This is a genomic window from Xanthomonas melonis (assembly GCF_020783655.1).
GTDB classification, from domain to species: Bacteria; Pseudomonadota; Gammaproteobacteria; order Xanthomonadales; family Xanthomonadaceae; genus Xanthomonas; species Xanthomonas melonis.
On record NZ_JAJGQH010000001.1, the window covers coordinates 254,512 to 279,222 of the forward strand.

At 66.2% G+C, this 24,711-nt stretch carries 21 protein-coding genes and 1 pseudogene; 15 read left to right on the forward strand and 7 right to left on the reverse strand.

All coding sequences use genetic code 11. The features are described 5' to 3' along the window. Positions 1-17: 17 nt before the first annotated feature. The 4 genes from edd to zwf form a co-directional block, all read right to left on the reverse strand. Positions 18-1,934: a phosphogluconate dehydratase gene (gene edd / locus LL964_RS01105; protein WP_104587043.1), complete on the reverse strand. Its 1,917-nt coding sequence runs from the start codon at positions 1,932-1,934 to the stop codon at positions 18-20. Between the two features lie 147 nt (positions 1,935-2,081). Next, the gene (gene pgl / locus LL964_RS01110) at positions 2,082-2,801 is read right to left on the reverse strand and encodes a 6-phosphogluconolactonase (RefSeq protein WP_104587044.1); all 720 of its coding nucleotides are present in this window, start codon (positions 2,799-2,801) and stop codon (positions 2,082-2,084) included. Next, on the reverse strand, positions 2,798-3,805 hold the full coding sequence (gene glk, locus LL964_RS01115) for a glucokinase (protein ID WP_104587045.1): 1,008 nt from the start codon (positions 3,803-3,805) through the stop codon (positions 2,798-2,800). The genes pgl and glk overlap by 4 nt, the downstream gene beginning before the upstream one ends. Further along, entirely contained in the window at positions 3,802-5,232 is a 1,431-nt protein-coding gene (zwf, locus tag LL964_RS01120) for a glucose-6-phosphate dehydrogenase (protein WP_104587046.1), read from the reverse strand. The genes glk and zwf overlap by 4 nt, the downstream gene beginning before the upstream one ends. A 419-nt stretch (positions 5,233-5,651) precedes the next feature. Between zwf and LL964_RS01125 the strand changes: the two genes are divergently transcribed. Next, complete coding sequence (locus LL964_RS01125) at positions 5,652-6,740, forward strand: ABC transporter ATP-binding protein (RefSeq protein ID WP_104587047.1); 1,089 nt, start codon at positions 5,652-5,654, stop codon at positions 6,738-6,740. Here the strand turns inward: LL964_RS01125 and ygfZ are convergent. After that, complete coding sequence (gene ygfZ, locus LL964_RS01130) at positions 6,737-7,609, reverse strand: CAF17-like 4Fe-4S cluster assembly/insertion protein YgfZ (protein WP_104587048.1); 873 nt, start codon at positions 7,607-7,609, stop codon at positions 6,737-6,739. The two genes, LL964_RS01125 and ygfZ, sit on opposite strands and share 4 nt — an antisense overlap. Before the next feature lie 39 nt (positions 7,610-7,648). Here ygfZ and LL964_RS01135 point away from each other — a divergent pair, with 39 nt between their 5' ends. From LL964_RS01135 to lolD, 9 genes are all read left to right on the forward strand, one after another. Then, positions 7,649-7,819 carry a DUF1674 domain-containing protein gene (locus LL964_RS01135; RefSeq protein ID WP_104587049.1) on the forward strand — a complete coding sequence of 57 codons (171 nt, stop codon included), beginning with the start codon at positions 7,649-7,651 and terminating at the stop codon, positions 7,817-7,819. Positions 7,820-7,875: 56 nt separating this feature from the next. Beyond that, a complete protein-coding gene (gene sdhC / locus LL964_RS01140) occupies positions 7,876-8,271 on the forward strand; it encodes a succinate dehydrogenase, cytochrome b556 subunit (RefSeq protein WP_104587050.1) in 396 nt (131 codons plus the stop codon). Next, positions 8,268-8,654, forward strand: coding sequence for a succinate dehydrogenase, hydrophobic membrane anchor protein (gene sdhD / locus LL964_RS01145; protein WP_104587051.1), 387 nt, complete (start codon positions 8,268-8,270; stop codon positions 8,652-8,654). Before sdhC ends, sdhD begins: the two co-directional genes overlap by 4 nt. 30 nt (positions 8,655-8,684) lie before the next feature. After that, positions 8,685-10,475 (forward strand): succinate dehydrogenase flavoprotein subunit, encoded by a 1,791-nt coding sequence (sdhA, locus tag LL964_RS01150; RefSeq protein WP_104587052.1) that lies wholly within the window; start codon positions 8,685-8,687, stop codon positions 10,473-10,475. A 232-nt stretch (positions 10,476-10,707) separates the two neighbouring features. Beyond that, on the forward strand, positions 10,708-11,490 hold the full coding sequence (locus LL964_RS01155) for a succinate dehydrogenase iron-sulfur subunit (protein ID WP_104587053.1): 783 nt from the start codon (positions 10,708-10,710) through the stop codon (positions 11,488-11,490). Positions 11,491-11,600: 110 nt separating this feature from the next. After that, complete coding sequence (locus tag LL964_RS01160; protein WP_104587054.1) at positions 11,601-11,849, forward strand: FAD assembly factor SdhE; 249 nt, start codon at positions 11,601-11,603, stop codon at positions 11,847-11,849. Further along, on the forward strand, positions 11,800-12,252 hold the full coding sequence (locus LL964_RS01165) for a hypothetical protein (protein WP_104587055.1): 453 nt from the start codon (positions 11,800-11,802) through the stop codon (positions 12,250-12,252). Before LL964_RS01160 ends, LL964_RS01165 begins: the two co-directional genes overlap by 50 nt. 23 nt (positions 12,253-12,275) lie before the next feature. Continuing rightward, positions 12,276-13,517 (forward strand): lipoprotein-releasing ABC transporter permease subunit, encoded by a 1,242-nt coding sequence (locus tag LL964_RS01170; RefSeq protein ID WP_104587056.1) that lies wholly within the window; start codon positions 12,276-12,278, stop codon positions 13,515-13,517. A 37-nt stretch (positions 13,518-13,554) separates the two neighbouring features. Next, a complete protein-coding gene (gene lolD / locus LL964_RS01175) occupies positions 13,555-14,265 on the forward strand; it encodes a lipoprotein-releasing ABC transporter ATP-binding protein LolD (RefSeq protein WP_167395295.1) in 711 nt (236 codons plus the stop codon). 350 nt (positions 14,266-14,615) lie between these two features. On the opposite strand, the gene LL964_RS01180 is transcribed toward lolD, so the two are convergent. Then, a complete protein-coding gene (locus LL964_RS01180; RefSeq protein WP_104587057.1) occupies positions 14,616-15,680 on the reverse strand; it encodes an SDR family oxidoreductase in 1,065 nt (354 codons plus the stop codon). A gap of 411 nt (positions 15,681-16,091) precedes the next feature. Between LL964_RS01180 and LL964_RS01185 the strand changes: the two are divergent. From LL964_RS01185 to lpxK, 5 genes and pseudogenes are all read left to right on the forward strand, one after another. Then, a pseudogene (locus tag LL964_RS01185) lies at positions 16,092-18,638 on the forward strand (DNA internalization-related competence protein ComEC/Rec2). Next, positions 18,526-19,152: a MotA/TolQ/ExbB proton channel family protein gene (locus tag LL964_RS01190; protein ID WP_267190311.1), complete on the forward strand. Its 627-nt coding sequence runs from the start codon at positions 18,526-18,528 to the stop codon at positions 19,150-19,152. The pseudogene LL964_RS01185 and the gene LL964_RS01190 overlap by 113 nt, the downstream one beginning before the upstream one ends. 3 nt (positions 19,153-19,155) lie before the next feature. Continuing rightward, on the forward strand, positions 19,156-19,611 hold the full coding sequence (locus tag LL964_RS01195; RefSeq protein WP_104587060.1) for an ExbD/TolR family protein: 456 nt from the start codon (positions 19,156-19,158) through the stop codon (positions 19,609-19,611). Beyond that, on the forward strand, positions 19,608-21,377 hold the full coding sequence (gene msbA, locus LL964_RS01200) for a lipid A export permease/ATP-binding protein MsbA (protein WP_104587061.1): 1,770 nt from the start codon (positions 19,608-19,610) through the stop codon (positions 21,375-21,377). Before LL964_RS01195 ends, msbA begins: the two co-directional genes overlap by 4 nt. Next, positions 21,374-22,405: a tetraacyldisaccharide 4'-kinase gene (gene lpxK, locus LL964_RS01205; protein WP_104587062.1), complete on the forward strand. Its 1,032-nt coding sequence runs from the start codon at positions 21,374-21,376 to the stop codon at positions 22,403-22,405. The genes msbA and lpxK overlap by 4 nt, the downstream gene beginning before the upstream one ends. 121 nt (positions 22,406-22,526) lie before the next feature. Here lpxK and LL964_RS01210 read toward each other — a convergent pair whose 3' ends face one another. Beyond that, positions 22,527-24,656 (reverse strand): TonB-dependent siderophore receptor, encoded by a 2,130-nt coding sequence (locus LL964_RS01210; RefSeq protein WP_104587063.1) that lies wholly within the window; start codon positions 24,654-24,656, stop codon positions 22,527-22,529. Positions 24,657-24,711: the final 55 nt, after the last annotated feature.

A 24,711-nucleotide genomic window follows, 5' to 3' on the forward strand; every position in this document is an offset into this window, starting at 1 on the left:
CGCGCAGAGGGAAGGGGTCAGGCGTCCTTGGACTCGTGTGGTGCAGCAGCGGCAGCGGCGTCGGCGCCCAGTTCGTATTCGGCGTCGTAGCTCCACAGTGCGCCGTCCGGATGGGTCGGGCCGCAGGAAATGGAGATCGCACCCTGGTCGGCCGGACCGACGACCTGGCGGTTGATGCCGAACAGGTTGCGGCCCAGGTCGTTACCGGCCACGGCGGTGTTCGGCGCGACCTCGCGCGAGGCCCATTCTTCCGCCGAGACCAGGACTTCCAGCGTGCCCGCTTCGCCGTCCAGTCGCACGATGTCGCCTTCGCGCACACGGCCGATCGGGCCACCGCGCGCAGCTTCGGGCGTGAGATGGATCGCAGCCGGAAACTTGCCCGAGGCGCCGGACAGGCGGCCGTCGGTGACCAGTGCCACGCGACGGCCCTGGTTCTGCAGCAGGCCCAGCAGCGGCGCCATCGAATGCAGCTCCGGCATGCCATTGGCCCGCGGGCCCTGGTAGCGCAGCACCACCACGAAATCGTGCGGCAGCACGCCGGCCGCATGCAGCTTGTTGAGCACCTGGGGGGTGTCGATCACCACCGCCGGCGCTTCGATCCTGCGATGCTGCGGCTTGACTGCCGACAGCTTGATCAGCGAACGGCCCAGATTGCCGCGCAACAGGCGCAGGCCGCCCTGGGATTCGAACGCATCGCTGACCGGGCGCGCGACGCTGTCGTCGGCGGTGGTCGCGGTGCCCGGCACATAAACTACCTTGCCGTCCTGCAGGCGCGGCTCGTCGACATAGGCGCGCATGCCGCCTTCGGCCACGGTCGGCAGGTCGTCGTGCATGTAGCCGGCGTCCATCAGTTCGCGGAACACGAAGGCCGTGCCACCGGCGGCCTGGAAGCGGTTCACGTCGGCCTCGCCATTCGGATAGACGCGGGTCAGCAGCGGTACGGTCTGCGAGATCAGGTCCATATCGTCCCAGGTCAGCACGATGCCGGCCGCGCGCGCCACCGCGATCCAGTGGATGGTGTGATTGGTCGAACCACCGGTGGCCATCAACGCGACCACTGCGTTGACGATGGCGCGCTCGTCGATCAGCCGGCCGAACGGGCGGAAATCCTGGCCCAGTGCCGAGATCGCCAGCGCACGCGCGGTGCCCTCGCGGGTCAGCGCATCGCGCAGCGGCTGCTCCGGGTTGACGAACGAGGCACCGGGCAACTGCACGCCCATCGCTTCGAGCAACACCTGGTTGGAATTGGCGGTGCCGTAGAAGGTGCAGGTACCGGGCGAGTGGTAGGACGCCGATTCGGCTTCCAGCAGCTCGGCACGGGTGGCTTCGCCTGCGGCGTAGCGCTCGCGGACTTCGGCCTTCTGCTTGTTCGGGATGCCGGGCGTCATCGGGCCGGCCGGCATGAAGATCGCAGGCAGGTGCCCGAATGCCAGCGCGCCGATCAGCAGGCCGGGCACGATCTTGTCGCACACGCCCAGGTACACCACGCTGTCGAACATGTCGTGGCTGAGGCCGATCGCCGCGGCCTGGGCGATGTTGTCGCGCGAGAACAGCGACAGCTCCATGCCGGCGCGGCCCTGGGTCACGCCGTCGCACATCGCCGGCACGCCACCGGCCACCTGCGCCGTGGCGCCAAGCGCACGCGCGGTGTCGCGGATCAGCTGCGGGTAGTGCTCGAACGGCTGGTGTGCCGACAGCATGTCGTTGTAGGCGGTGATGATGCCCAGGTTGGGCGTGGCCGCGCCGCGCAGGCGCGATTTGTCGGTGGGCTCGGAGGCCGCAAAGCCGTGTGCGAGATTTCCGCAGCTCAACCGGCTACGGAACGGACCCTCGCGCAGGGCGGCGTCAATGCCGGCCAGATAGGCCGCGCGCGAGGGCGCGCTGCGCTTGCGGATACGGTCGGTGACAGCTTGGATGTTCGGATGCAGGCTCATTGGCTACCGGCTATGAGAAACGGGGGGAAGAAATCACACTGTTTCGTAGTTCAAACATCCGCGCATGGATGTGCGGGCTTTTGCGAGGGGCTCGCACGCTTGAAATCCCTGCACAAGGATGAGCGGGCTTTTGCGAGGGACTCGCATTCAAGCACACCAGTGCACACGCAGCCGTGGCCCGGGCTGCTGCAAGGCCACGCGAATCGGGTACTCGTCGATCGCTTCGCCGGCCAGCGCCGCCTGCAGCATCTCGAGCTTCTGCTTGCCGCGCAGCAGCAACAGGCGGTTGGGGATCGGCGCCAGCCCGGAAGGGGTCAAGGTGATGCGTAACGGCCACTGGTTGGCGCCCGGGCAACCGGTGGCGTCCAGTGCGGCATACGGCTGCGGGCTGGCCAGGGCCTTGGGCAGATCGGTGGCCCCGGGAAACAACGAGGCGGTGTGCCCATCGCCGCCCATGCCAAGGACGGCCAGACAGGCGGGCTCGGCGTGCGTGGCCTGCAGGTTGGCCGTGTGCACGCACTCGGGCAGTTGCTTGCCAGGACGCACCAGCGGAATGAAGGTCGCCGCAGGCGCGTGGGTCAGGAAGCTGTGATTGACCAGCCACGCGTTGCTGTCCTTGTCCTGCGGCGACAGCCAGCGTTCGTCGACCAGGCCGACTTCCACCCGCGACCAGTCCAGTGGGCGGTGCGCCAGGGATTCGTAAACCGGTGCAGGCGTGGTGCCGCCGGACAGCAGCATGCGCGCCTGGCCGCGGCGGGAGATCTCCTGCTCCAGCAGATCGGCCATCGTACTGGCCACCGCCTCGGTCCACTCGGCCGGATCTTCGTAACGCACCAGCGTGATGCGTGGGTCGTTCGACAGGCTCATCGCTGCGCTCCAGAGTGCTGGCGCTGCGCGTCCACCGCGTAGGCCGCCGCGCCGAGCAGGCCGGCATGTGGATGCATCACCGCCAGCGACGGCACGCGCGACATGATCGCGGAGAACCGCCCCTTGTGCTCGAAGCGTTGACGGAAGCCGGAATGCTGCAGCGAATCCAGCACCTTGGGGACCAGGCCGCCGGTGAGGAAGACTCCGTCCCATGCGCCCTGCATCAGCACCATGTCGCCGGCGATCGCGCCGAAAATGGCGCAGAACAGGTCGATGGTGCGCGCCGCGCGTGGATCGCCGGCGGCTGCACGCGCGGTGATGTCCTTGGGCTGCAGCGGGCCGGGATCGACGCCGCCGATTTCGCTGAGCGCACGGTGGATGTTGACCAGGCCCGGGCCGCAGATCAGTCGTTCGTTGGACACCCGACCGAACTGTTCGGACAGGATTTCCAGGATGCGAATCTCCTCCGGCGTGCCCGGCGGAAAGCTGACATGGCCGCCTTCGGTTTCCAGCGGAAAACAGCGCCCGTTGCGGATGATCAGGCCACCCACGCCCAGGCCGGTGCCCGGCCCGATCACGCCATAGTTGCGCGGCTGGTCGATGGGCGCCGGCCGCCAACTGGCACCGCCCACTTGAACCACGTCCTGCGGGCGCAGCAGGCTGATCGCCATGGCCTGCGCCGCGAAGTCGTTGATCAGGTGCAAGGTGCTGAAGCCGAGCATGCTGGCGGTACGCGTGCGCGAGATCACCCAGGGATGATTGGTGATGCGTGCCTCGTCGCCGTCCACCCGGCCGGCGACCGCGAACACGCCCTGGGTGGCCTGCACGCCGATCTGGTCCAGGTAGTGACGTGCCGCTTCGCCGAGCGAGGCGAATTCCACGACCGCGAACTCGCGCGAAGTATCGTCCAGCAGCGGCACCGAGGCATTGACATCGGCCAGCGCGAAGCGCGCATTGGTTCCGCCGATATCGGCGACCAGCACCGGCTTGGAGAGAGCGGTCATGCGTTGTTTCCCTGTGCGTCGGTGGCTGGAGGCAGGAACGGGGTGGCGGATTCCGGCCCCCAGCTGCCGGCGGGATAGGGCTGCAGCGGCAGCGCCGCGCTCTTCCAGGCATCGCTGACGCTGTCGATCCACGCCCAGGCGGCCTTGACCTCGTCGTCGCGCACGAACAGCGCCGGGTTGCCGTTGAAGGCATCCACGAACAGGCGTTCATAAGCGATGCGGCGGTGCAGCCCGGTCGGCACCGACAATTCCAGCTCCAGCGGCTGCAGTTCGATCGCGCCCCATTCCGGGCCGGCCAGGCTGCTCATCAGGCCCAGCTCGATGTTCTCCTGCGGCTGCAACTGGAAGGTGAGACGGTTGGGCACTGCGGTCTGGCGATCCGGGCGCTCGAACAACCAGTGGGTCACCGGCTTGAGCGTGACCACGATGCGGGTGGAACGCTCGGCCAGGCGCTTGCCGGTGCACAGGTGGAACGGCACGCCTGCCCAGCGCCAGTTGTCGATATGCGCGGTGACCGCAACGAAGGTCTCCACGTCGCTGCCTTCCGGCGGCTGGTAGGCCTGGGCCGGCTGGCCATTGATGCTGCCGGCGGTATACCGGCCGCGCACGCTGTCGTGGGCGGCATGCTCGGCGGTCATCGGGCGCAGCGCGCGCAGCACCTTGACCTTCTCGTCGCGGATGCGGTCGGCTTCCAGCGAGGCCGGCGGCTCCATCGCCACCAGGCACAGCAGCTGCAGGATATGGCTCTGCACCATGTCGCGCAGCGCGCCGGAGCGGGCGTAGTAGGCATCGCGCCCGTCCACGCCTTCGCTTTCGGCCACCAGGATCTGCACCGACTCGATGTAGGTGCGGTTCCATACCGCCTCCAGCAGCGTGTTTCCGAAGCGCAACGCCACCAGGTTCTGCACCGCGGCCTTGCCCAGGTAATGATCCAGGCGGAACACGCGGTCTTCGTCGATCAGCGCGCCGATCGACTGCAGGATCTCGCGGGCACTGTCCGAATCGTGGCCGATCGGTTTCTCCAGCATCAGCCGATGCGGTGCCGCCAGCGCCCCGCCCAGCGCCAGGCCCTGGCAGGTGCTGATGTACAGGCCCGGAGGAATGGCCAGATAGCTCACGATCCGGCGGCTGGCCAGTTCACGCACCGCATCTGCCACCGACTCGGCGTTGCGCAGGTCTACCGAGCGGTAGTCGATCCGCTGCAGCAGGGCCTGGATCTGTTCGGGCGTGGCGATCGGCAGTGCATCGGTCAGGCGCGGGCGCAGGACCTCGCGGAAGGCCTCCGTGTCGTGCGGCGACAGCGCCAGCGCACGCACACGGAAGTCGTCGGGCAACAGCCCATCGACGAACAGACGCAACAAGGAGGGAAACAGATAGCGCTGGGCAAGATCGCCGGTGGCGCCGAACAGGATCAGGGTGTTGTGCATGGACCGAGTTTCAGATTCTGGGGACATCGTTATCAACGGCTTGGCGGAGGGGCGCCGGGCAGCCGGCGGTCGGTAGTCTGTTCCTGGGCGACACATGGGTGCGCACAGCGGGATGGAGGCTGACGCACAACCTCCGATTGTTGCAGCAACTGGCGGCCAGCGGTTAGCGCATCTGCGACATACCTGCACGGGCGTGGCGGAATGTCGGCACTGTGCGGCAATCGACGCGGTCGCTCACCGTGGCATGGCGCGGTTGCGGCATGATGGCTCCGATCCCGATGTTGCCATGTGAAAACGATTACATGTCAGAATAAACCAATGCATTCGTTTGCAGGGAGAGTTCCTTGCGGGCGGGTCGGTCGTCATTGCCATCGGGAGGGCCGAGGGCAGGGCGCATACATGAGTGTTGAGGCCGAACGATGGCGAAAGTGCAGTTGGAAGGTGTCCGCAAGGTCTACGACAATGGTCAGGTGGCCGTGCAGGGGGCGAGCTTCGAGGTCGCCGATGGCGAGTTGATGGTCCTGGTCGGTCCGTCCGGCTGCGGCAAGTCGACCCTGCTGCGCATGATCGCCGGCCTCGAGGACATCAGCGCCGGTACGCTGAAGATCGGCGAACGCGTGGTCAACGATGTCGCGCCCAAGGATCGCGATATCGCCATGGTGTTCCAGAGTTATGCGCTGTACCCGCACATGACCGTGGCCGAGAATCTGGCCTTCGGACTCAAGCTGCGTGGTCACCCCAAGCAGGTCATCGCCGAGCGGGTCAGCAACGCCGCCGAGTTGCTGGGATTGACGCCGATGCTGGACAAGCTGCCCAAGGCGATGTCTGGCGGGCAGCGCCAGCGCGTGGCGCTGGGCCGGGCGATGGTGCGTGAGTCGTCGGTGTTCCTGCTCGACGAGCCGCTCTCCAACCTCGACGCAAAACTGCGCCACAGCGTGCGCACCGAGATCGCCCAACTGCACCGCAAGCTCGGCACCACCATGATCTACGTCACCCACGATCAGGTCGAAGCGATGACGCTGGGGCAGCGCATCGTGGTGCTCAAGGACGGCGTGATCCAGCAGATCGACAGCCCGATGGCGCTGTACGAGCGCCCGGCCAATCTGTTCGTGGCCGGCTTCCTCGGCAGCCCGGCGATGAACGTCCTGCAAGGCAGGCTGGAGGAACACGAGGGCGTGCACCTGGAGCTGGCCGATGGCTGGCGAGTGCCGCTGGGTGCCGCGCGGATCGATCGCCAGTGGGTCGGGCGTGAGGTGATCGTCGGTGTGCGGCCAGAACATCTACAGCCCTCCAGCGATCCGGTGGCCGGATTCGACGCGCGTATCGAGGTCATCGAGCCGGTCGGCAACGAAATCTTCCTCAATCTCGACCGTGGCGGGCAGCCGCTGGTGATCCGGGTCGCACCGCAGCCGCTGCCGGCAGTGGGCCAGCCGCTGCGCCTGGCACTGCGCAGCGATGCCTTGCATTTCTTCGATCCCGCCAGCGGTCAGCGGTTGCAGCCGGCCTAGCGCTCCAGCCCCCGCATGATGTCGAGCGGGTGCGCAGCATGCGCGCCCGCCAGCAGGGTGGCGTCGGCCGCCGGCACCGCATCCAGCGGCAGCACGGCCAGCGCAAGCTCGGCGGCAACACTGACCACCGTACCGAGGGCGGCGCCATCCAGTGCGACGGCATCGCCGGCCTCGGCGTTGCCGTCGGTCTGAAGCAACTGCAGGGTGCGCTTGGCCTTGCCGAGGAAGTGCGTGCGCGCCACGATCTCCTGGCCGGGATAGCAGCCTTTCTTGACGCTGTAAGCCTGCAGGCGATCGAGCGCCAGCTGTTGCGGCGTCCATTGCTCGCGCTGTGACTCCGGTAGCCTCACCAGTCCAAGGCGCAGATCGGTATGGCGCCATTCAGCATCGATGGCCGGCCTCACGATAGATGCGTTCAATGCCTGGTCGTCCAGCAACAACAAGGTGCGGGGCAGGGCGGTACTGCCCAAATCCAGCTCGATGTGCCGCGCTTCGATGGTGGCGCGTGCGCCGCTGGCATGGCGCGGTGCTTCGAAACCGCCGTAGGCCAACGGCCTGGCAACCGCGACGGTGAGCTTGCGTCGAAACACGAACCGCCCCAGCTGTGCGGCGATCTCGGCCGCGTTGCCGTCGGGCAGCAGCATCAGCAACTGCGTGTCGCTCTCGCGCAGGAGTGCGAAGATGGCGATCACGCGCCCCTTCGCCGTCAACCACGTCGTCCATTGCCAGTGCCCGACCGCCAGCGCCTGCACGTCGTTGGAGAATTGGGCATGCGCAAACGCCGCTGCATCCGGTCCGATCAATCGGACGTATTGCATTTCGTGTAGCGAGCCAAAACCCTGCGGAATAAGATTCAGGTTGTCAGCCATGGAAGGGGAGGACTAAAATCGCAACGTTGTGAGACCACTATGATAGGCCATCCAACCCCCACCCCAGCGCAGGATTCCGAGACGCAGCCTTCTTCTCAGGAGCAGATTCCCGAGAAGCGGCCCCTGCCCAAGGAGATTGGTGGGCGCGACGGCCCTGAGCCAACGCGCTACGGCGACTGGGAAAAAAATGGACGCTGCATCGATTTTTGAGCAGCTTTTAGCCACAGCGGCCTAGTGCCGCCCAGCCGAGATAACGAGCCCAGCGAATGGCGATCCGCGAACGTCCTCTCTCCCCGCATCTCCAGGTGTATCGCTGGCAGATACAGATGGTGACCTCGATCCTGAATCGGGCCACCGGTATTGTGCTGTCCATCGGTGCTCTGGCGATTGCCGCCGCCCTGCTCACCCTGATGCTTGGCCCCGATCACTGGAACTGCTTCCGCGAGCATGCCGGCGCCTGGTATGGCCAGGTACTTCTGTTCGGCTGGACCTGGTGCTTCGCATTCCACCTGTTCGGTGGCTTGCGCCATATTCTGCAGGACTTCGGCCAGGCCTTCGCGGTGCGCGCCTTCGTCACCCTGGGGTGGCTGTCGGTCATTCTGAGCCTGGTGCTGACTGCGGCCATCTGGGCCTATGTGCTGTTGGCTGGAGGTGCCGTATGAACCGCTACCGTACCCCGTTGAAGAACGTGCGTGGGCTGGGTGCCGCCAAGACCGGTACCGAACACTTCGTGATCCAGCGCCTGACCGCAACCGCGCTGGTGCCGCTGTCGATCTGGTTCCTGATCTTCGTGCTGAGTCTGATCGGTGCCGATCACGCTGCCGCCAGCGCCGCGGTCGCCAAGCCCTGGAATGCGATCCTGCTGGTTGGCTTCCTGATCGCCTCGTTCTGGCATGCGCAGCTCGGCATGCAGGTGGTGCTGGAAGATTACGTGCACAACTCGCTGCTCGCTCTTGCGGCGCAGACACTCGTGCGCTTCGTCGCCGTGCTAGGCGCCATTGTCAGCGTGTTTGCCGTGGCGCGTATCGCGCTGGGCATTGCCTGAGCTAGCGATCCAACAGGAATCCATAATTCGATGTCCGCTTACAAGATCACAGAACACAAGTACGACATGGTCGTGGTTGGTGCCGGCGGTGCCGGCCTGCGCGCGACCTTCGGCCTGGCCCAGAAAGGCCTGCAGACGGTCTGCCTGACCAAGGTCTTTCCGACCCGTTCGCACACCGTGGCCGCACAGGGCGGTATTTCCGCCGCGCTCGGCAACATGGGCGAGGATGACTGGCGCTATCACTTCTACGACACCATCAAGGGCTCGGATTGGCTGGGCGACCAGGACGCCATCGAGTACATGTGCCGCGAAGCGATTCCGGCCATCATCGAGCTCGAACACTACGGCGTGCCGTTTTCGCGCACCGAAGAAGGCAAGATCTATCAGCGCCCGTTCGGCGGCATGACCACCAAGTACGGCGAGGGCCCGTCCGCGCAGCGCACCTGCGCGGCGGCCGACCGTACCGGCCACGCCATGCTGCACACGCTCTATCAGCAGTCGCTGGCGCACAACGCGCGTTTCATGATCGAGTACTTCGCGCTCGACCTGATCTTCGACGAAGAGGGTGTTTGCCGCGGCGTGCTCGCGCTGGACATGGCCGAAGGCTCGCTGCACCTGTTCCGCGCCCACGGCGTGGTGCTGGCGACCGGCGGCTACGGACGCGCCTATTTCAGCGCCACCTCCGCCCATACCTGTACCGGCGACGGCGGCGGCCTGGTGATGCGTGCCGGCCTGCCGATGCAGGACATGGAATTCGTGCAGTTCCATCCCACCGGTATCTACGGTGCGGGCTGCCTGATCACCGAAGGCGTGCGCGGCGAAGGCGGCATCCTGCGCAACAGCAACGGCGAGCGCTTCATGGAGCGCTATGCACCGCACTACAAGGATCTGGCCTCGCGCGACGTGGTGTCGCGTTCGATGACCATCGAGATCCGCGAAGGTCGCGGCGTCGGCGAGCACAAGGATCACATCCTGCTCGACCTGACCCACCTGGGCCCGGAAGTGATCAACGACAAGCTGCCCGGCATCGCCGAGAGCGCGCACATCTTCGCCGGCGTGGACGTGGCCAAGCAGCCGATTCCGGTATTGCCGACGGTGCACTACAACATGGGCGGCATCCCGACCAATTACCATGGCGAAGTGGTGCGCAAGCAGGGCGACAATCCGGATGCGGTGGTGCCCGGCCTGTACGCCATCGGCGAAGCGGCCTGCGTATCGGTGCACGGCGCCAACCGCCTGGGCTCCAATTCGCTGCTGGACCTGGTGGTGTTCGGGCGTGCGGTGGCCAACCGCTGTGCCGAGACCATCAAGACCAACCAGCCGCACAAGCCGCTGCCCTCCGATGCCTGCGATAAGGCGCTGGGCCTGCTGGACAAGCTGCGCCACGCCAATGGCTCCACGCCGACGGCGGTGATCCGCGACAACATGCAGCGCACCATGCAGTCGGACGCAGCGGTGTTCCGCACCAGCAAGACGCTGAAGGAAGGCGTGGACAAGATGGCGCAGATCTTCGCCACCTTCGAAGACGTCAAGGTGTCGGATCGCTCGCTGGTGTGGAACTCGGATCTGATCGAGACCTACGAATTGAACAATCTGCTGCTCAATGCGGTGGCGACGATCAATTCGGCCGAGCAGCGCAAGGAAAGTCGCGGCGCGCATGCGCACGAGGACTTCCCCGACCGCGACGACGTCAACTGGCAGAAGCACACGCTGGTCACCGTGGACGACAAGGGCACCTGCGATTTCGACTATCGCCCGGTCCATATGTACACGTTGAGCAAGGACGTGGATGTGGTCCCGCCGAAGCCGCGCGTGTACTGATCGTCGATGCCGATGGCTGAGCCTGCTCCTTTCCCATACCCTCCGATCAGGCGCTCTGCGCAAGTCGGTCGTGCGGATCCGGGGTGTGGCGTCAGCCTGACGCAGGTGCGGCGCCGGCCAGTGGCCGGACGCCGTGCCACTGTCTCGGCGGTGGCCTCCATCGTCTTCAATTCCATGCGCACGGTGCGGTTTTCGCTCGCGCCGCGCGTCGCCTGAGCCAACGAGAGCAGCTATGGCAGAGTTCACCCTCCCCAAGAATTCCAAGATCGGCAAGGGCAAGCATTACCCTGCACAAGGCGCCAAGAACACGCGCACCTTCAAGGTGTATCGCTGGGACCCGGACGTGGATGCCAATCCGCGCACCGACAGCTACGAGATCGACCTGGACAAATGCGGCCCGATGGTCCTGGACGCGTTGATCAAGATCAAGAACGAGATCGACCCGACCCTGACCTTCCGCCGCTCCTGCCGCGAAGGCATCTGCGGCTCGTGCGCGATGAACATCGACGGCACCAATACGCTGGCGTGCACCAAGGCGATCGCGGCCTGCGGCAAGGCCGAGGTGCCGATCTATCCGTTGCCGCACATGGATGTGATCAAGGACCTGGTGCCGGACCTGACGCATTTCTACGCGCAATACGCGTCGATCAAGCCGTGGATCCGCACCCAGACCCCACCGCCGCCGGATCGCGAGCGCCTGCAGTCGCCGGAAGACCGCAAGAAGCTCGACGGCCTGTACGAGTGCATCCTGTGCGCCTGCTGCTCGACCAGCTGCCCGAGCTATTGGTGGAACGGCGAGCGCTACCTGGGCCCGGCGATCCTGTTGCAGGCCTATCGCTGGATCATCGATTCGCGCGACGAGGACACCGGCGCACGCCTGGACGATCTGGAAGACCCGTTCAAGCTCTACCGCTGCCACACCATCATGAACTGCGCTCGGACCTGCCCGAAGGGGCTGAACCCGGCGCTGGCGATTGCCGAGATCAAGAAGCTGATGATGGCGCGTCGCGCCTGATCGCAAGGCGGTGCGGTCCCGCCCTGGCGGGATGGAGTTTGCAGCGGCACCGGCCTCCAGGCTCGGTGCCGCTGTCGTTTTGGTCCGCCGCAGGGCGGGTGGAGAAAGAGATGGACGAAGACACGCTGCTGAAGAAATTGCGCTGGCGTTGCCGGCGCGGCATGCGCGAGCTGGATCAATTGTTCGGCAGGTATCTGGACAGGCGCTGGGCGCAAGCGCCGGCGGCAGAGCGCGCGGTTTTCCTACAGTTGCTGGATTGCGAAGACGATAAGTTGTGGCGGTGGTTCATGGGATACGAGGCCTGCCCGAATGCCGACAACGCCGCACTCATCGCCGATATTCGCGCCATGCCGGCTTGAATGGCGTCCCTCGCGCGGGCTTGCCTGCGCGCTGCTGCTGATGGCGCTGCTGGCCCAGTGCGCGGTGTGGGGCTGCGGTGCGCCGATCTGGGGAAGACTGGTGTTGTCAGGCGTCGCGGTGCTGCTGGCGTTTCGGTCGCTCACGCAGTTGTTGCGTTCGCCGGTCCGTCAAGTGGTGGTGCCATGGGCCGACGCCGCGGCCAGTGTCGACGGCGAGCGTATGGAGGATCTGCAGGTGCGCTGGCGCGGGCCGATCGCCGTCGTGTCCTGGCAAGGCCGTGGCAACCGCCGCATTCGCCTGCATTTCTGGCCGGATACGCTTTCGTCAACGCAGCGACGTGAACTGCGTCTGGCCGCACAGGCGCACGCGATTTCGTCCCGGGCGCCGCAAGTGGCACCATAGCGTCCCTTTTCCGGTTGAACCGCATGTTCAAACCTATCCCGGTTGCCATCGGCCTGCGCTATCTGCGTGCCAAGCGGCGCAATGGCTTCATCTCGTTCATCTCGATGGCATCGATCCTGGGGATCGCCCTGGGCGTGACCGTACTGATCACCACGCTGGCGGTGATGAGCGGTTTCCAGAAGGAGATCCGCGACCGCTTGCTGCAGATGGCCGCGCACGCCACCGTCAGCGCCGAAGGTGCGCCGATGCGCGACTGGCAGCACGCGGTCGAGGTCGCCATGGCCGACCCGCGTGTCGCCGGCGCGGCACCCTATATCGAGACCGAATCGCTGCTGCAGGGACCGCGCAAGCAGCCTGCCATCGTGCGCGGCGTGATTCCGTCCGAGGAAGCCAAGGTGTCGGTGCTGGCCAAGAAGATGCAACAGGGGTCGGTCGACAGCCTGACTCCGGGCTCCTACAACATCGTGATCGGCAAGGAGCTGGCGCTATGGCTGGGCGTGGATGTCGGCGACGGCATCGTGGTGCTGCTCAGCGATACCCAGGCCACGCCGTTGGGGGCAATGCCGCGGCTCAAGCGCTTCACCGTCAGCGGCATCTTCGAGGCCGGCTACAACGAGATCGACCGCGGCCTGGCAGTGGTGAACATGCAGGATTTGGCCCGGGTGCTGCGCATGGACGGCGTGACCGGCGTGCGGCTGCGCCTGCACGACATGGATCAGGCCTGGAACGTTGCACGCGACCTGGCGCTCAATCTGCACGGCCCGTACCGCGTCAGCGACTGGACCCAGGAAAACGCCAATCTCTATCACTCGTTGAAGATGGAAAAGACCGTGATGGGCATCCTGCTGTCGCTGATCGTGGCGATGGGCGCGTTCAATCTGGTGTCCTCGCAGGTGATGCTGGTGACCGACAAGCAGGCCGATATCGCGATCCTGCGCACGCTCGGCCTTTCGCCCGGCGGCGTGATGCAGGTGTTCATGGTGCAGGGCTCGTTGATCGGCTTCATGGGCACCATCATGGGCGTGATCGGCGGCATCGTGCTGACGCTCAATCTCGAGCGCATCCTCGGCGTGATCGAAACGGTCTTCAACGTGAAGCTGCTGCCCGAGGATGTGTACTACATCACTGGCCTGCCGACCGACATGCAGACGCAGGACGTGGTGATCATCACCGTGGTCGCGTTGGTCATGAGTTTCCTGGCGACCCTGTACCCGGCGTGGCGCGCCTCACGCACCCAGCCGGCGGAGGCGTTGCGTTATGAATGAGATCCGGGAAGCGGGAATCGGGAATCGGGAATCGGGAATGCAACAGTCGAACCAAGCCGACCTGGTGATTCGCGCCGAGGCGTTGGGCAAGACCTACGCCGAGGGAAAGATGCGCACGCCGGTGTTCGACGGCCTGGATCTGGCGGTGGCGACTGGCGAGACCGTGGCGATCGTCGGCGCCTCGGGAGCGGGCAAGAGCACCTTGCTGCACCTGCTGGGCGGGCTGGATGTTCCGACCTCCGGCGAGGTGTACGTGGCCGGCGAGCGCATGTCCGCGCTGTCGGACGGCCAGCGCGGCAAATTGCGTAACCAGGCGCTGGGATTCGTCTACCAGTTCCACCATCTGTTGCCCGAGTTCACCGCGTTGGAGAACGTGATGATGCCGGTGCTGCTGGCGGGCAAGGACGTGGCGGTGGCGCGCGGGCAGGCGCTGCAGCTGCTGGAATCGGTAGGGCTTGGGCACCGCATCGAGCACAAGCCTGGCGAGCTGTCCGGCGGCGAGCGCCAGCGCTGCGCGGTGGCGCGCGCCTTGGTGAATCGTCCGGGTTGTGTCCTCGGAGACGAGCCCACCGGCAATCTCGACGACAAGACCGCAGGCACGGTGTTCGAGCTGATGCTGGAACTCAACCGCGCCCAGCGCACCAGTCTGGTATTGGTGACCCACGACCGCAGCCTGGCGCGTCGGCTGGATCGGGTGCTGGAGTTGCACCAGGGCAGGTTGCGCGAGCTGGCGCCTTCGGCGGTGTAGCTGCTGCGACAGCATCGGCTCGTCCGGTGCCGTTTCGATGAAGAGTTTCGTTCGCAGCGCGAATCGCTGTCTTCTACCCGACACGGCGCCACTCCGGTGGACGCCGGTGTCGTGGATACGACCATTGCACCGCACGTCCTCGGCCACTTGCGGCCGTGCTCGTGGGGCGAGCAAGCGCGGCGGCCAACGTTCATTGACTTCCCAGCGTCGCCAAGCCTGTCGCCGGTCTGCGGCAACACGATTCGCGTAATCACAGCTTCCGTCCGGATCTGCGATGTCAGCGGGCAGGCACTTGCATGACGGCATCGGCACAGGCCTGCGATGACCTGCTGCGCCGAGCCGCCGTGCACTCAGGGGATGATGCGCAACGCACGCAAACGGGTGAACAACTCCAGAAACGAAGCGCGACTGTCGTAGAAGCCTGTAAAGCCCAGTTCGCGGCTCTTGGTCATGTCGTTGACGCACTCGATCTCGCGACCCAGATCTGCGTCGGTATGCCACCACGAAGCCAGGCGATCGACGTCGGTCTCCACCAGCGCATGTTTGGCAGCCAATTCGGCCCACAGCGCAGGTGCGGTGTCGGTCAGGCGTGCTTCCAGCGGCTGCGGTGTCTCAGGGCAGGGCGCCGCCTCGAGATCGAAGAACTGCGCGATTTCGCCCCACATCCAACGCCAGCGGAACACGTCGCCGTTGACCGTATTGAAGGCCTGATTACGCGCTGCGGGATTCAGGCCTGCCCAGGCCAGTTGGCGGCCGAGCAGCCCCGCATCGGTGAGATCGGTAAGACTGTTCCATTGCGCCTGTGAGCCGGGAAACACGAACGGCTGACCGGTGTGCTTGCACAGAGATGCATAGACAGCCAGGGTCACGCCCATGTTCATCGCATTGCTGCCGTTGGCAATGCCGATCATGGTGTGCGAGCGATGCACGCTCCAGCCGAAGCCATGCCGCTCGGCGTGCGCGAACAGCAGGTCCTCGAGCGTGTAGTAGAAGTTTTCGCCCGGCTGGCGCGGCTCGCTCTCGCGGAACGGCGTTTCGGCCTTGCCGCTACCGTAGTTCTCGAACGCGCCCAGGTAGTGCTTGGTGCCGGTGACCAGAGCCATGTGTTGCAGTGGCGCATGGCTCAAGGCATCACATAGATGGCGCATCATCGCACCGTTGGCTTCGACGTTCTCGCGCTCGGTATCGCGACGTGTCCAGGTGCAGAAGAACACATGGGTGATCGGCAGGTCGCGCAGCGCAGTGTGGGTGGCTTCTGTATCGAGCAGATCGGCAGCCACGGGGATGACGCCATCCTGCGGTAAGGGGCGCCGCGCGAGGCCGTAGACGGTCCAGCCATCGGCCACCAGCACGTTGGCGAGGTTGTAACCGGAGATGCCGGTTACGCCGACGATCAGTGCAATACCTTTCCGCATTGGGGGGACTCCTCGAAACAGTGGCGACCATAGCCGCAACGCCATGAAATCGAGGCGAACAAAGCGTGAGTCAGTCCTTGGCTGGATGCTTTCTCGCGCCACGGCGCAGGGTGGCAATGCGTTGGCGACACGCGACCTGCGCTCCGGGCGTGGCGACGCCAGCCGTCGCTGCGCAGCGGTTGCCCGCACAGACCGCATCCCCGACCGCCGTTGGCGCTGCGGCGACAGCGTGTCCAGCGATGCGCCTGTGCCGCGCGCGTGCGGCAAACCGCCACGGCCGAGACGGGCATCTTCCTACAGGCGCAAGCGATCGTCTGGGCTGTTGCAGTTCGCTCGTCCAGCCTAACGTGGTCTGGCGAAGCGAGGGCGATCACGGTGGCGACAGGCGATAGGCAAGCAACCCCAGCGGTCATGGCGCTGCCGCGCATCACCGCCGTGCCCGTCGCGGCGGCATTCCTGCTCGGCGTCGTGGCGTGCGCGTGGTCTCCAGCGGCCGCGTCGCGTGGGATCTACGTGGCCTGCATGCTGATCGCCGGGTTCGCCGTGGGAGCCATTCTGTGGAAACGTCCAGGGTGGAGCAGGTGGGGGCTAGCGGCGGCGACGGCCGTGTTGGGCTTTGGATTCACCGGCTGGCATGCCGTCGCTGTGTTGCAGGCGCAACTGCAGCCTGCCGATGAAGGGCGTACTGTCAGCGTCAGCGGTTCGGTCGTCGGATTGCCGATCGTCGAGCCGCGGCGCACCCGTTTTCAGCTGCACGTCGACGACGATCGGAAGCAGCCGCCTGCATTGCGCGGAAAGCTGTTGCAACTGGCGTGGTACGACCCATTCGGCGCCGAGCGGATCGGGCCACGCGCCGCGCTGCGGGCCGGATCGAGCTGGCAGTTGCCGCTCAAGCTGCGTGCACCACGCGGCTTGCGCAACCCGGGCGGCTTCGATGCCGAACGCCAGGCGCTGGCGCAACGCCTGGCGGCAACCGGCGCCGTGCGCGACCCGGTCGCCGCGCGTCAACTCGCTGCGCCGCGCGGCGTGGATGCCTGGCGTGACCGGATGTCGTTGCGCATCGCTGCGCAGGTGCCAGGGCCGTCGGCCCCGTACTTGCGGGCGCTGGCGCTGGGCGATACGCGTGGGCTGGATGATGCGGCATGGGCAACGCTGCGTGCCACCGGGCTCAGTCATCTGATCGCAATCTCGGGTTTCCATGTCGGATTGGTGGCCGCCTTCTTCGCGCTGCTGGTGACGGCGCTGTGGCGCTGGCAGCCGGGTCTGGGGACCACCATGCCGCGCCTGCATGCTGCCGCGATCGCCGCGGCGATCGGCGCAATGGCCTATGCGGTGTTGGCAGGTCTGGCCCTGCCCACGGTGCGAACGGTGCTGATGATTGCGGTGGTCGCGGCGGCGCGGGTGTTGCGAAGACGCGCCACGACGGCCCAGATCCTCGCGCTGGCCCTGATGGCGGTGCTGGGTTGGGACCCATTGAGCGTAATGGTGGCAGGCTTCTGGCTGAGCTTTGCCGGTGTCGCCTGGCTGGTATGGTGTCTGCCCCCGGACGACCGTGCCGTCGTGCGGGGATTTGTTTCTGCGCAGGCAGTCGCCACGGTCGGTCTGTTGCCGCTGACCGTCAGTCTGTTCGGCCAAGCGTCGTTGATCGGTCCGCTGGCCAATCTGGTCGCCATTCCATGGTGGACCTGTGTCGTGGTGCCCTTATGCCTGCTGGGAACCGCGCTCGAAGCGCTTTACCTGGGTGCCGGCACCTGGGCATGGCGGCTGGCGGGCTGGTGCTTCGAGCTGACCTGGCCCGGCTTTGTCTGGCTGGGGCGGACCCCGGCGGCGCTTTGGTGGGTGCCCGAATCTACCGCGATCGCGTTGCTCGCGGCCTTGCTGGGGGCATTCTGGCTACTGCTGCCGCGCGGCACGCCGGGCAAGATGCTGGCGATCATGCTGTGGCTCCCCTTGCTGTGGCCGGATCGCGAATTACCCGCCGCAGGGGAGGCTGACCTGCACGTGTTCGATGTCGGCCAGGGCCTGGCTGTGCTGGTGCGCACGCAGCGGCACGCGCTGCTATTGGATACCGGCCCGGCGGTACGCGACGGCTTCGATGCCGGCGAGCGCGTGGTCCTGCCGGCATTGCACGCACTCGGCGTACGTGGGCTGGACGCGCTGATCCTCAGTCACGCCGATGCCGATCATGCCGGCGGGTACGCCGCGGTGCGCGCCGGAATGCCAGTCGCCACGACCGCGGCGCCCGCCGGAGCGCCAGTGGATGTGGCCACCCGCTGCCAGGCCGGCCAGCAGTGGGAATGGGACGGTGTGCACTTTTCCTTGCTGCATCCCAGCCCTCGCTTCCCCTATTTGCGCAACCAGTCCAGCTGCGTGCTGCGGGTCGCAACCCGGCACGGCAGCGCGTTGCTGCCGGGCGACATTGACGAGCTTGTCGAACATCGCCTGCTGCGCGACGCAGGCGCAGGAGTACGGGCGGATCTGGTGGTGGTGCCGCACCATGGCAGCGCCGACGGTTCGCATCCGGCCTTCATCGCCGCCACCGGTGCGCGGCTTGCGCTGGTGTCTGCGGGGTATGGCAACCGCTTCGGGCACCCGCGCGCGCAGGTGGTACGGCGCTGGCGGGAAAGTGGTGCCGAAGTGCTCAATACTGCCGACTCCGGCGCGCTGCGGGTGTGGCTGGGCGCCGACGGCCTGCAGGTGCGCGAACGACGGCGTTGGCAGCCGCGGCTGTGGGACGCTGCAGAACGGCGGCGGTCGGCTGTTATCCTAGCGGCCAGCGAATAGGCGGCCACGTCGCCGGAGGAATCGAATCGTGTTGGAGCTGGTCAAGGCGGGCGGTTGGCCGATGGTGCCGTTGCTGTTGTTGGGCGTGATCGCGTTGGCGATCGTGCTGGAACGTCTGTGGACCTTGCGCCGCAACGAAGTAACGCCTCCAGGCCTGGGGGAAGAAGTGCGTAACTGGGCGGCGCGCGGCAAGCTCGACCCCCCCCATATCGAGTCGCTGCGCCGCAATTCGCCGTTGGGCGCGCTGCTGGCGGCGGCGCTGGATGTGCGCGGCCGTCCGCGCGATCTGGTTCGCGAACGGATCGAAGACACCGGCCGCCATGTGGTCCATCGCATGGAGCGGTACCTGAATGCGTTAGGCACGATCGCCTCGGCCGGTCCGCTGCTCGGCCTGCTGGGTACCGTGGTCGGCATGATCCAGATGTTCCTGGGCATCCTCGACCATGGCGTGGGCGACGTGAATCAGCTGGCCGGCGGCATCGGCAAGGCACTGGTGTGCACCGCCACCGGCATGATCATCGCGGTGCCGGCACTGATGGCGCACCGTTTCTTCAAAGGGCGCATCGCCGGCTACGTCATCGAAATGGAACAGGAAGCCACGCTGTTGCTGGATACGATGGATGGCCGCGTGGCACCGGCCGCGGTGCCGAGCGCGGCTGGCGCCAGACCTGCCGCGGCGAAGGGCTGACGGATGCGTATCGGCAGTGACCGAAGCCAGGACGAGCCGCATATCGACCTGGTGCCATTGATCGACGTCATTCTCGTGCTCATCATCTTCTTCGTGGTGACCACGACCTTCGACGCACGCTCCACGTTGCAACTGCAGTTGCCGACCGCCAGCGATCAGAACACCAGCGCGCCGCCGCGCTCGCTGAGTGTGCTGGTCAATGCAGACGGGCATTACTTCATCAACGATCAAGAGGTGCTGCGCGCGGATGTGGACTCGCTGAAGCAGACCATCGCCCAGATCGCCGGCGACGATCGCGAACAGACCGTGTTGATGCGGGCCGATGCGCGCACGCCTTACCAGGCCGTGGTGACTGCGCAGGATGCATTGGGCCAGCTTGGCTTCCGGCGCATTGCCATCGCCACTGCGCCGCAGCCCGGCGCTACCGGTACGACCAGCAGGAACGGAACCCGCCAGTGACCAATCCCAACGACCGCCCGGCGCCAGTCTCGTCCTGGCGCACGTACCGTCGCCTGCTGGCCTTCGCCAAGCCCTACCGGCTGTTGCTGGTGGTCGCGTTGATTGCCGCCTTGATCGAGGCGGCCGGTACCACCGGCTTCCTGGCGTTGATGAAGCCGATCACCGACGAGACCTTCATCTACAAGAACTCTGCGGTCAGCAACTGGTTGCCGGTACAGATCATCCTGTTGTTCGTGGTCCGCGGCGCCGCCGGCTACATCACCGACATGGCGATGGGCAAGTCGGCGCGCAGCATCGCGCGCGATCTGCGCATCAAGGTGATGGCCAAGTATCTGCGCCTGCCCGGATCGCGCTTCGACGCCGAGCCGGTACCCTCGATGCTGGTGCGCCTGGGTTCGGACTCGGACCAGGTGGCGCAGGCGGCGGTGGATGCGGTCAAGGTGATGATCCAGCAATCCTTGCAGGTGATCGGCGCCCTGGCGCTGATGCTCTGGCACAGCTGGCAGGTGACCTTGACCATCGTGGTGCTGGCGCCGGTACTGGCCTGGGTGATGGACAAGGTGGCGCGGCGTTATCGACGTATCAGCCACAGCATCCAGGAAAGCGGTGCGCAGCTGTTGCAGGCCGCCGACCAGACCTTGTCCAGCCACCAGGAAGTCAAGATCTACGGCGCGCAGCAGACCGAAATGGAGCGCTACGGCGCACTGGCCGATCGCAATCTGCGCCTGGCAATGAAGGTCGAATCCACCCGCGGGCTATCAACTGCAACGGTGCAGATGATCGGCGCGATCGGCTTGTCGGCATTGTTGTTCGTGGCCGGAACGCAGGCAGCGGCTGGGCGCCTGACCGCGGGCGACTTCGTGGTGCTGATGACCTCGATGCTGACGATCATTCCCGGCCTCAAGCAGCTCACCAACGTGCAGAACATGGTGCAGCGCGGCCTGGCCTCGGCCGAACGCCTGTTCTCGGTGCTGGACAGCCCGAACGAGCCGGATCAGGGCACACTGCCATTGACGCGCGCCAAGGGCCTGATCGAGTTCCGCGGCGTGACCGCGCGCTATCCGGAGCAGGTGAATCCAGCACTGGCCGATGTCAGCTTCGTCGCCCAGCCCGGCACGGTGACTGCGATCGTCGGGCGTTCCGGTAGCGGAAAATCCAGCCTGATCAAGTTGATTCCCCGTTTCTACGAAGCCGAATCCGGGCAAATCCTGCTCGACGGCCAACCGCTGCAGGCGTATTCGCTGGCCGATCTGCGCCGCCAGATCGCCCTGGTCGGGCAGCAGGTGATGCTGTTCGACGGCAGCATCGCCGACAATGTCGCCTACGGCGAGATGCGCAGCGTCGAGGCCGGTCGACTGGAGCGCGCCATCCACGGTGCCAACGCAATGGAATTCGTCGAGCAGTTGCCGGAGGGCCTGCAGTCGCACGTGGGAACCAAGGGCGGGCGATTGTCCGGTGGCCAGCGGCAGCGTCTGGCGATCGCGCGCGCCATGCTGAAGGATGCGCCGATCCTCATCCTGGACGAGGCGACCGCCGCGTTGGACAACGAATCCGAGCGTCTGGTGCAGGACGCCCTGCACAAACTGATGCCCGACCGCACCACCTTGGTGATCGCGCATCGTCTGTCCACCATCGAGCATGCCGATCAGGTGCTGGTGATGGACCAGGGCCGCATCGTCGAGCGTGGCACACACACCGAATTGCTGGCGCAGGGCGGACTGTATTCGCACCTGCACGGCATGCAGTTTCGCGAACGGCAGGCATGAGCAAGCGCGGCACCCGCACACCGGGGTATTGGTACGACAGCACGCCGATCCCGTTGCCGGCGCGCCTGCTGGCGCCGGTCTACGGCGCTGCGATCGCGTTGCGGCGCGGGTTGTACCGGCGCGGCTGGCGCAAGCGCCATGGCGTGCCGGTTCCGGTGATCGTGGTCGGCAACGTCACCGCCGGTGGTACCGGCAAGACGCCGCTCACCATTGCGCTGGTGTCCAAGCTGCAGGAAGCAGGCTGGACGCCAGGTGTGGCCAGTCGGGGCTACGGCCGCGACGACGCCGGCACTGCGCGTTGGGTCGATGCCGACACGCCGGTCGCACTCGGTGGCGACGAGCCGGTGCTGATCGCATGGAAGACAGGGGCACGCGTACGCGTGGACAGTGACCGCGTTGCGGCCGCCAAGGCGCTGGTCGAGGCGGGGTGCGACATCGTCGTCTGTGACGACGGGCTGCAGCACTATCGGCTGGCACGCGATGTCGAGATCGAAGTGGTCGATGGCCAGCGCCGCTACGGCAACGGCCGCCTGCTGCCTGCCGGCCCGCTGCGCGAACCGGCCACGCGGGCGCATGAGTGCGACTTCCGGGTCGTCAATCTCGGCCAGGCCAGCGATGCAGTCCCGCCGGCCGACGCTGCCGGTTTCGGCGAATGGCAGATGCACCTGAGCATCGACAGCGTGCAGCCGATGGACGGCAAGCGCGCGCGACCGCTGAGTGTCCTGGCCGGTCAACGCGTGCATGCGGTCGCCGGCATTGCACATCCGGAACGCTTCTTCGCCATGCTGCGCGCCCGGGGCATCGGCGTGGTACCGCATGCCTTCCCCGATCATCATGTGTACACGGCCAAGGATTTCAGCTTCGGTAGCCGCCTGCCTGTGTTGATGACCGAGAAGGATGCGGTGAAATGCCGTCCATTCGCCGACGAGTGGCTGTACAGCGTGCCGCTCAAGGCCGGGCTGCCAGCCGCGTTCTGGGTGAGTCTGCTGGATCGTCTGGATACGCTGGCCAGCCGGCACGCCGATTAGCCGGCGCGTCGGGCCCCACTGGGGCAGGGCGCCGGCACCGGCGCATTCGGCAAGCAATGCCCTGCATGGCCAGGCGCGCTCAGCGTCCCTTTGCGGCTCGCCGAGCGCAGTGGCGCGCCGATCAGAACCGATAGTTCAGCGACAGCCACCAGTTGCGGCCTGCGCCGGCGTAGCCCTGATCCCAGTACAGGCTGTTGATGTAGCGGCGGTCGGTGAGGTTGTTGACGTTGAGCGTGGCGCTGAACTGTGGCGTGACGTCGTAGCCGGCCATTGCGCCGACCAGCGCGTAGCTCGGCTGACGGATTACGCCGGGGCCGCTGTCCTGCACGCGCGCGATGGCATCCTGCCAGCGCACATTCACCCCCACCTTGAGTCGATCGATGCCCGGCACGCGGTAGGTGGTGGCGAGCTTGGCGATGCGCCGCGGCACATAGGTGCGCACGTTCTGGCCACTGTCGTCCTTCAGGCCGAGCTGGGTGTAGCTGCCGCTCAGCTGCCATGCCGCGCTCAATTGCCCGGCCACTTCGGCCTCGTAGCCGGTCGAGGTGGCATCGATGCCCCGATAGACCAGCAAGGTACCCACGCTGCCGTCGCCCTCTGCAGTGTTGTCCTGCTTGGCGCGGAACAGGGCGAAGGCCGCATTGATCCGGCCGTCCAGCCATTGGCCCTTGATGCCGAGCTCGGCATTGCTGCCGGTGATCGGGGCCAGTATCTGGAGGTTGCGATCCAGCTGGGTTTGCGGATTGAAGATCTCCGCATAGCTGGCATACATCGCGTAATCGGGAGCGAACGCATACACCGCGCCGACGAAGGGCAGGGTCTTGTCGGTGTCGTAGCGGTGCTGCACACCGTAGCTGGCGCCGTTGCTTTCCACCTGCGTCTGGTTGATGCCGGTGATCAGCGTGAGTTGCTCGCCCAGGCTCCAGCGTGCGGTGGCGTAGGCGGTGCGCCGCGTCATGTCGAAATTGGCGCCATCGGTGCCCGCATCGAACGGTGGCTTGGGATAGGCGCCGGTCCAGTCTTCCAGCTGTGGCAGCGCAGTGCCGATGCCGCGGCCGTACAGCGACAGCTGTGCGGTGTCGACCTTGGCCCAGTTCACGCCGGCCACCAGGTCGTGGCGCCTGCCGCCCAGCGCGAAGGTGCCGGACACGTAGACGTCGGCGAACTTCTGCCGATCCTGGCTGCTGTAGAAGGACGGATAGGCGAGCAGACCGAGCCCGGTCTGGCGGTCGGGCTGGCCATAGACGTAGAACAGGTCGCCTTCGGTATCGAAGCGGCGATAGTTCAGCGAGCCCTTCAGCGTCCAGTCGCCGCCGAGCGCCTGTTGCACTTCCAGGAACGCCCGCGTATCGGTGCTGGTCCAGCCGCTCCAGTCGGCCGAGGTACTGGTCGAGCGGTCGTAGCGCGCCGGGCTGCCGTCGGTGTAATAGAGCGGCAGCGCTCCCCACATCCCGCCGCGCGGCGTGTTGTCCTGGTAGCTGGCACCGAGCGTCAGCAGCGTGCTGGCGGTCAGATCCGCTTCGAGAACGCCGTAGAACACCTTCTTGTCGAGCGAATAGCGGTCCAGGTAGCTGTCGCCCTCCTGCCAGGCGCCGACCACGCGGCCACGCACGTTGCCGGAATCGGTGAGCGGCCCGGACACGTCGGCGTCCACCCGGTAAGTCGACCACGACCCGCCGCTGAGAACCACCGCACCGGTCAGCGCATCGGTCGGGCGCTTGCGTACGAAATTGACCGTCGCCGACGGGTTGCCGGTGGACGACAGCAGGCCATTGGCACCACGCAGCACGTCGATGCGCTGGTACAGCGCCGTATCCACGTCCCCTTCGCCCAGGCCGGTGGTGAATGGCAGCCCCAGACCATCGACCTGGAAGTTGAGGATGTCGAAGCCGCGTGCGGTGTAGTAGGTGCGATCGGTCTCGACCCGTTCGACATTGACGCCCGCGGCCAGCGCGAGCACGTCGTTGGCGTTGTTCAGGGCGAAGTCGTCCATCTGCTGGCGCGACACGCTGCTGACCGATTGTGGGGTTTCCAGTGGCGTCAACGCGAGCCGGGTCGCGGTATCGCTACGACGTACCGTGTAGCCGTCTGCGCGTTCGGCCTGCACGGTGACCGCATCGAGGGTGCGGGCGTTGCTGGCGTCGGCACCGTCGTCGGCGTGCGCAGTGCTGACGAGAGAAAGGCAGAGCAGCAGCGCGACGGCCAGGGGGCGCAGCGCAACGCGCTGCGGGAGCAAGAGTTCGGCGTTCATGGGGTCGTTAGAATGGGGAGATAGCGGGGCTGTCGGCGGTCGAGCGACGACACTG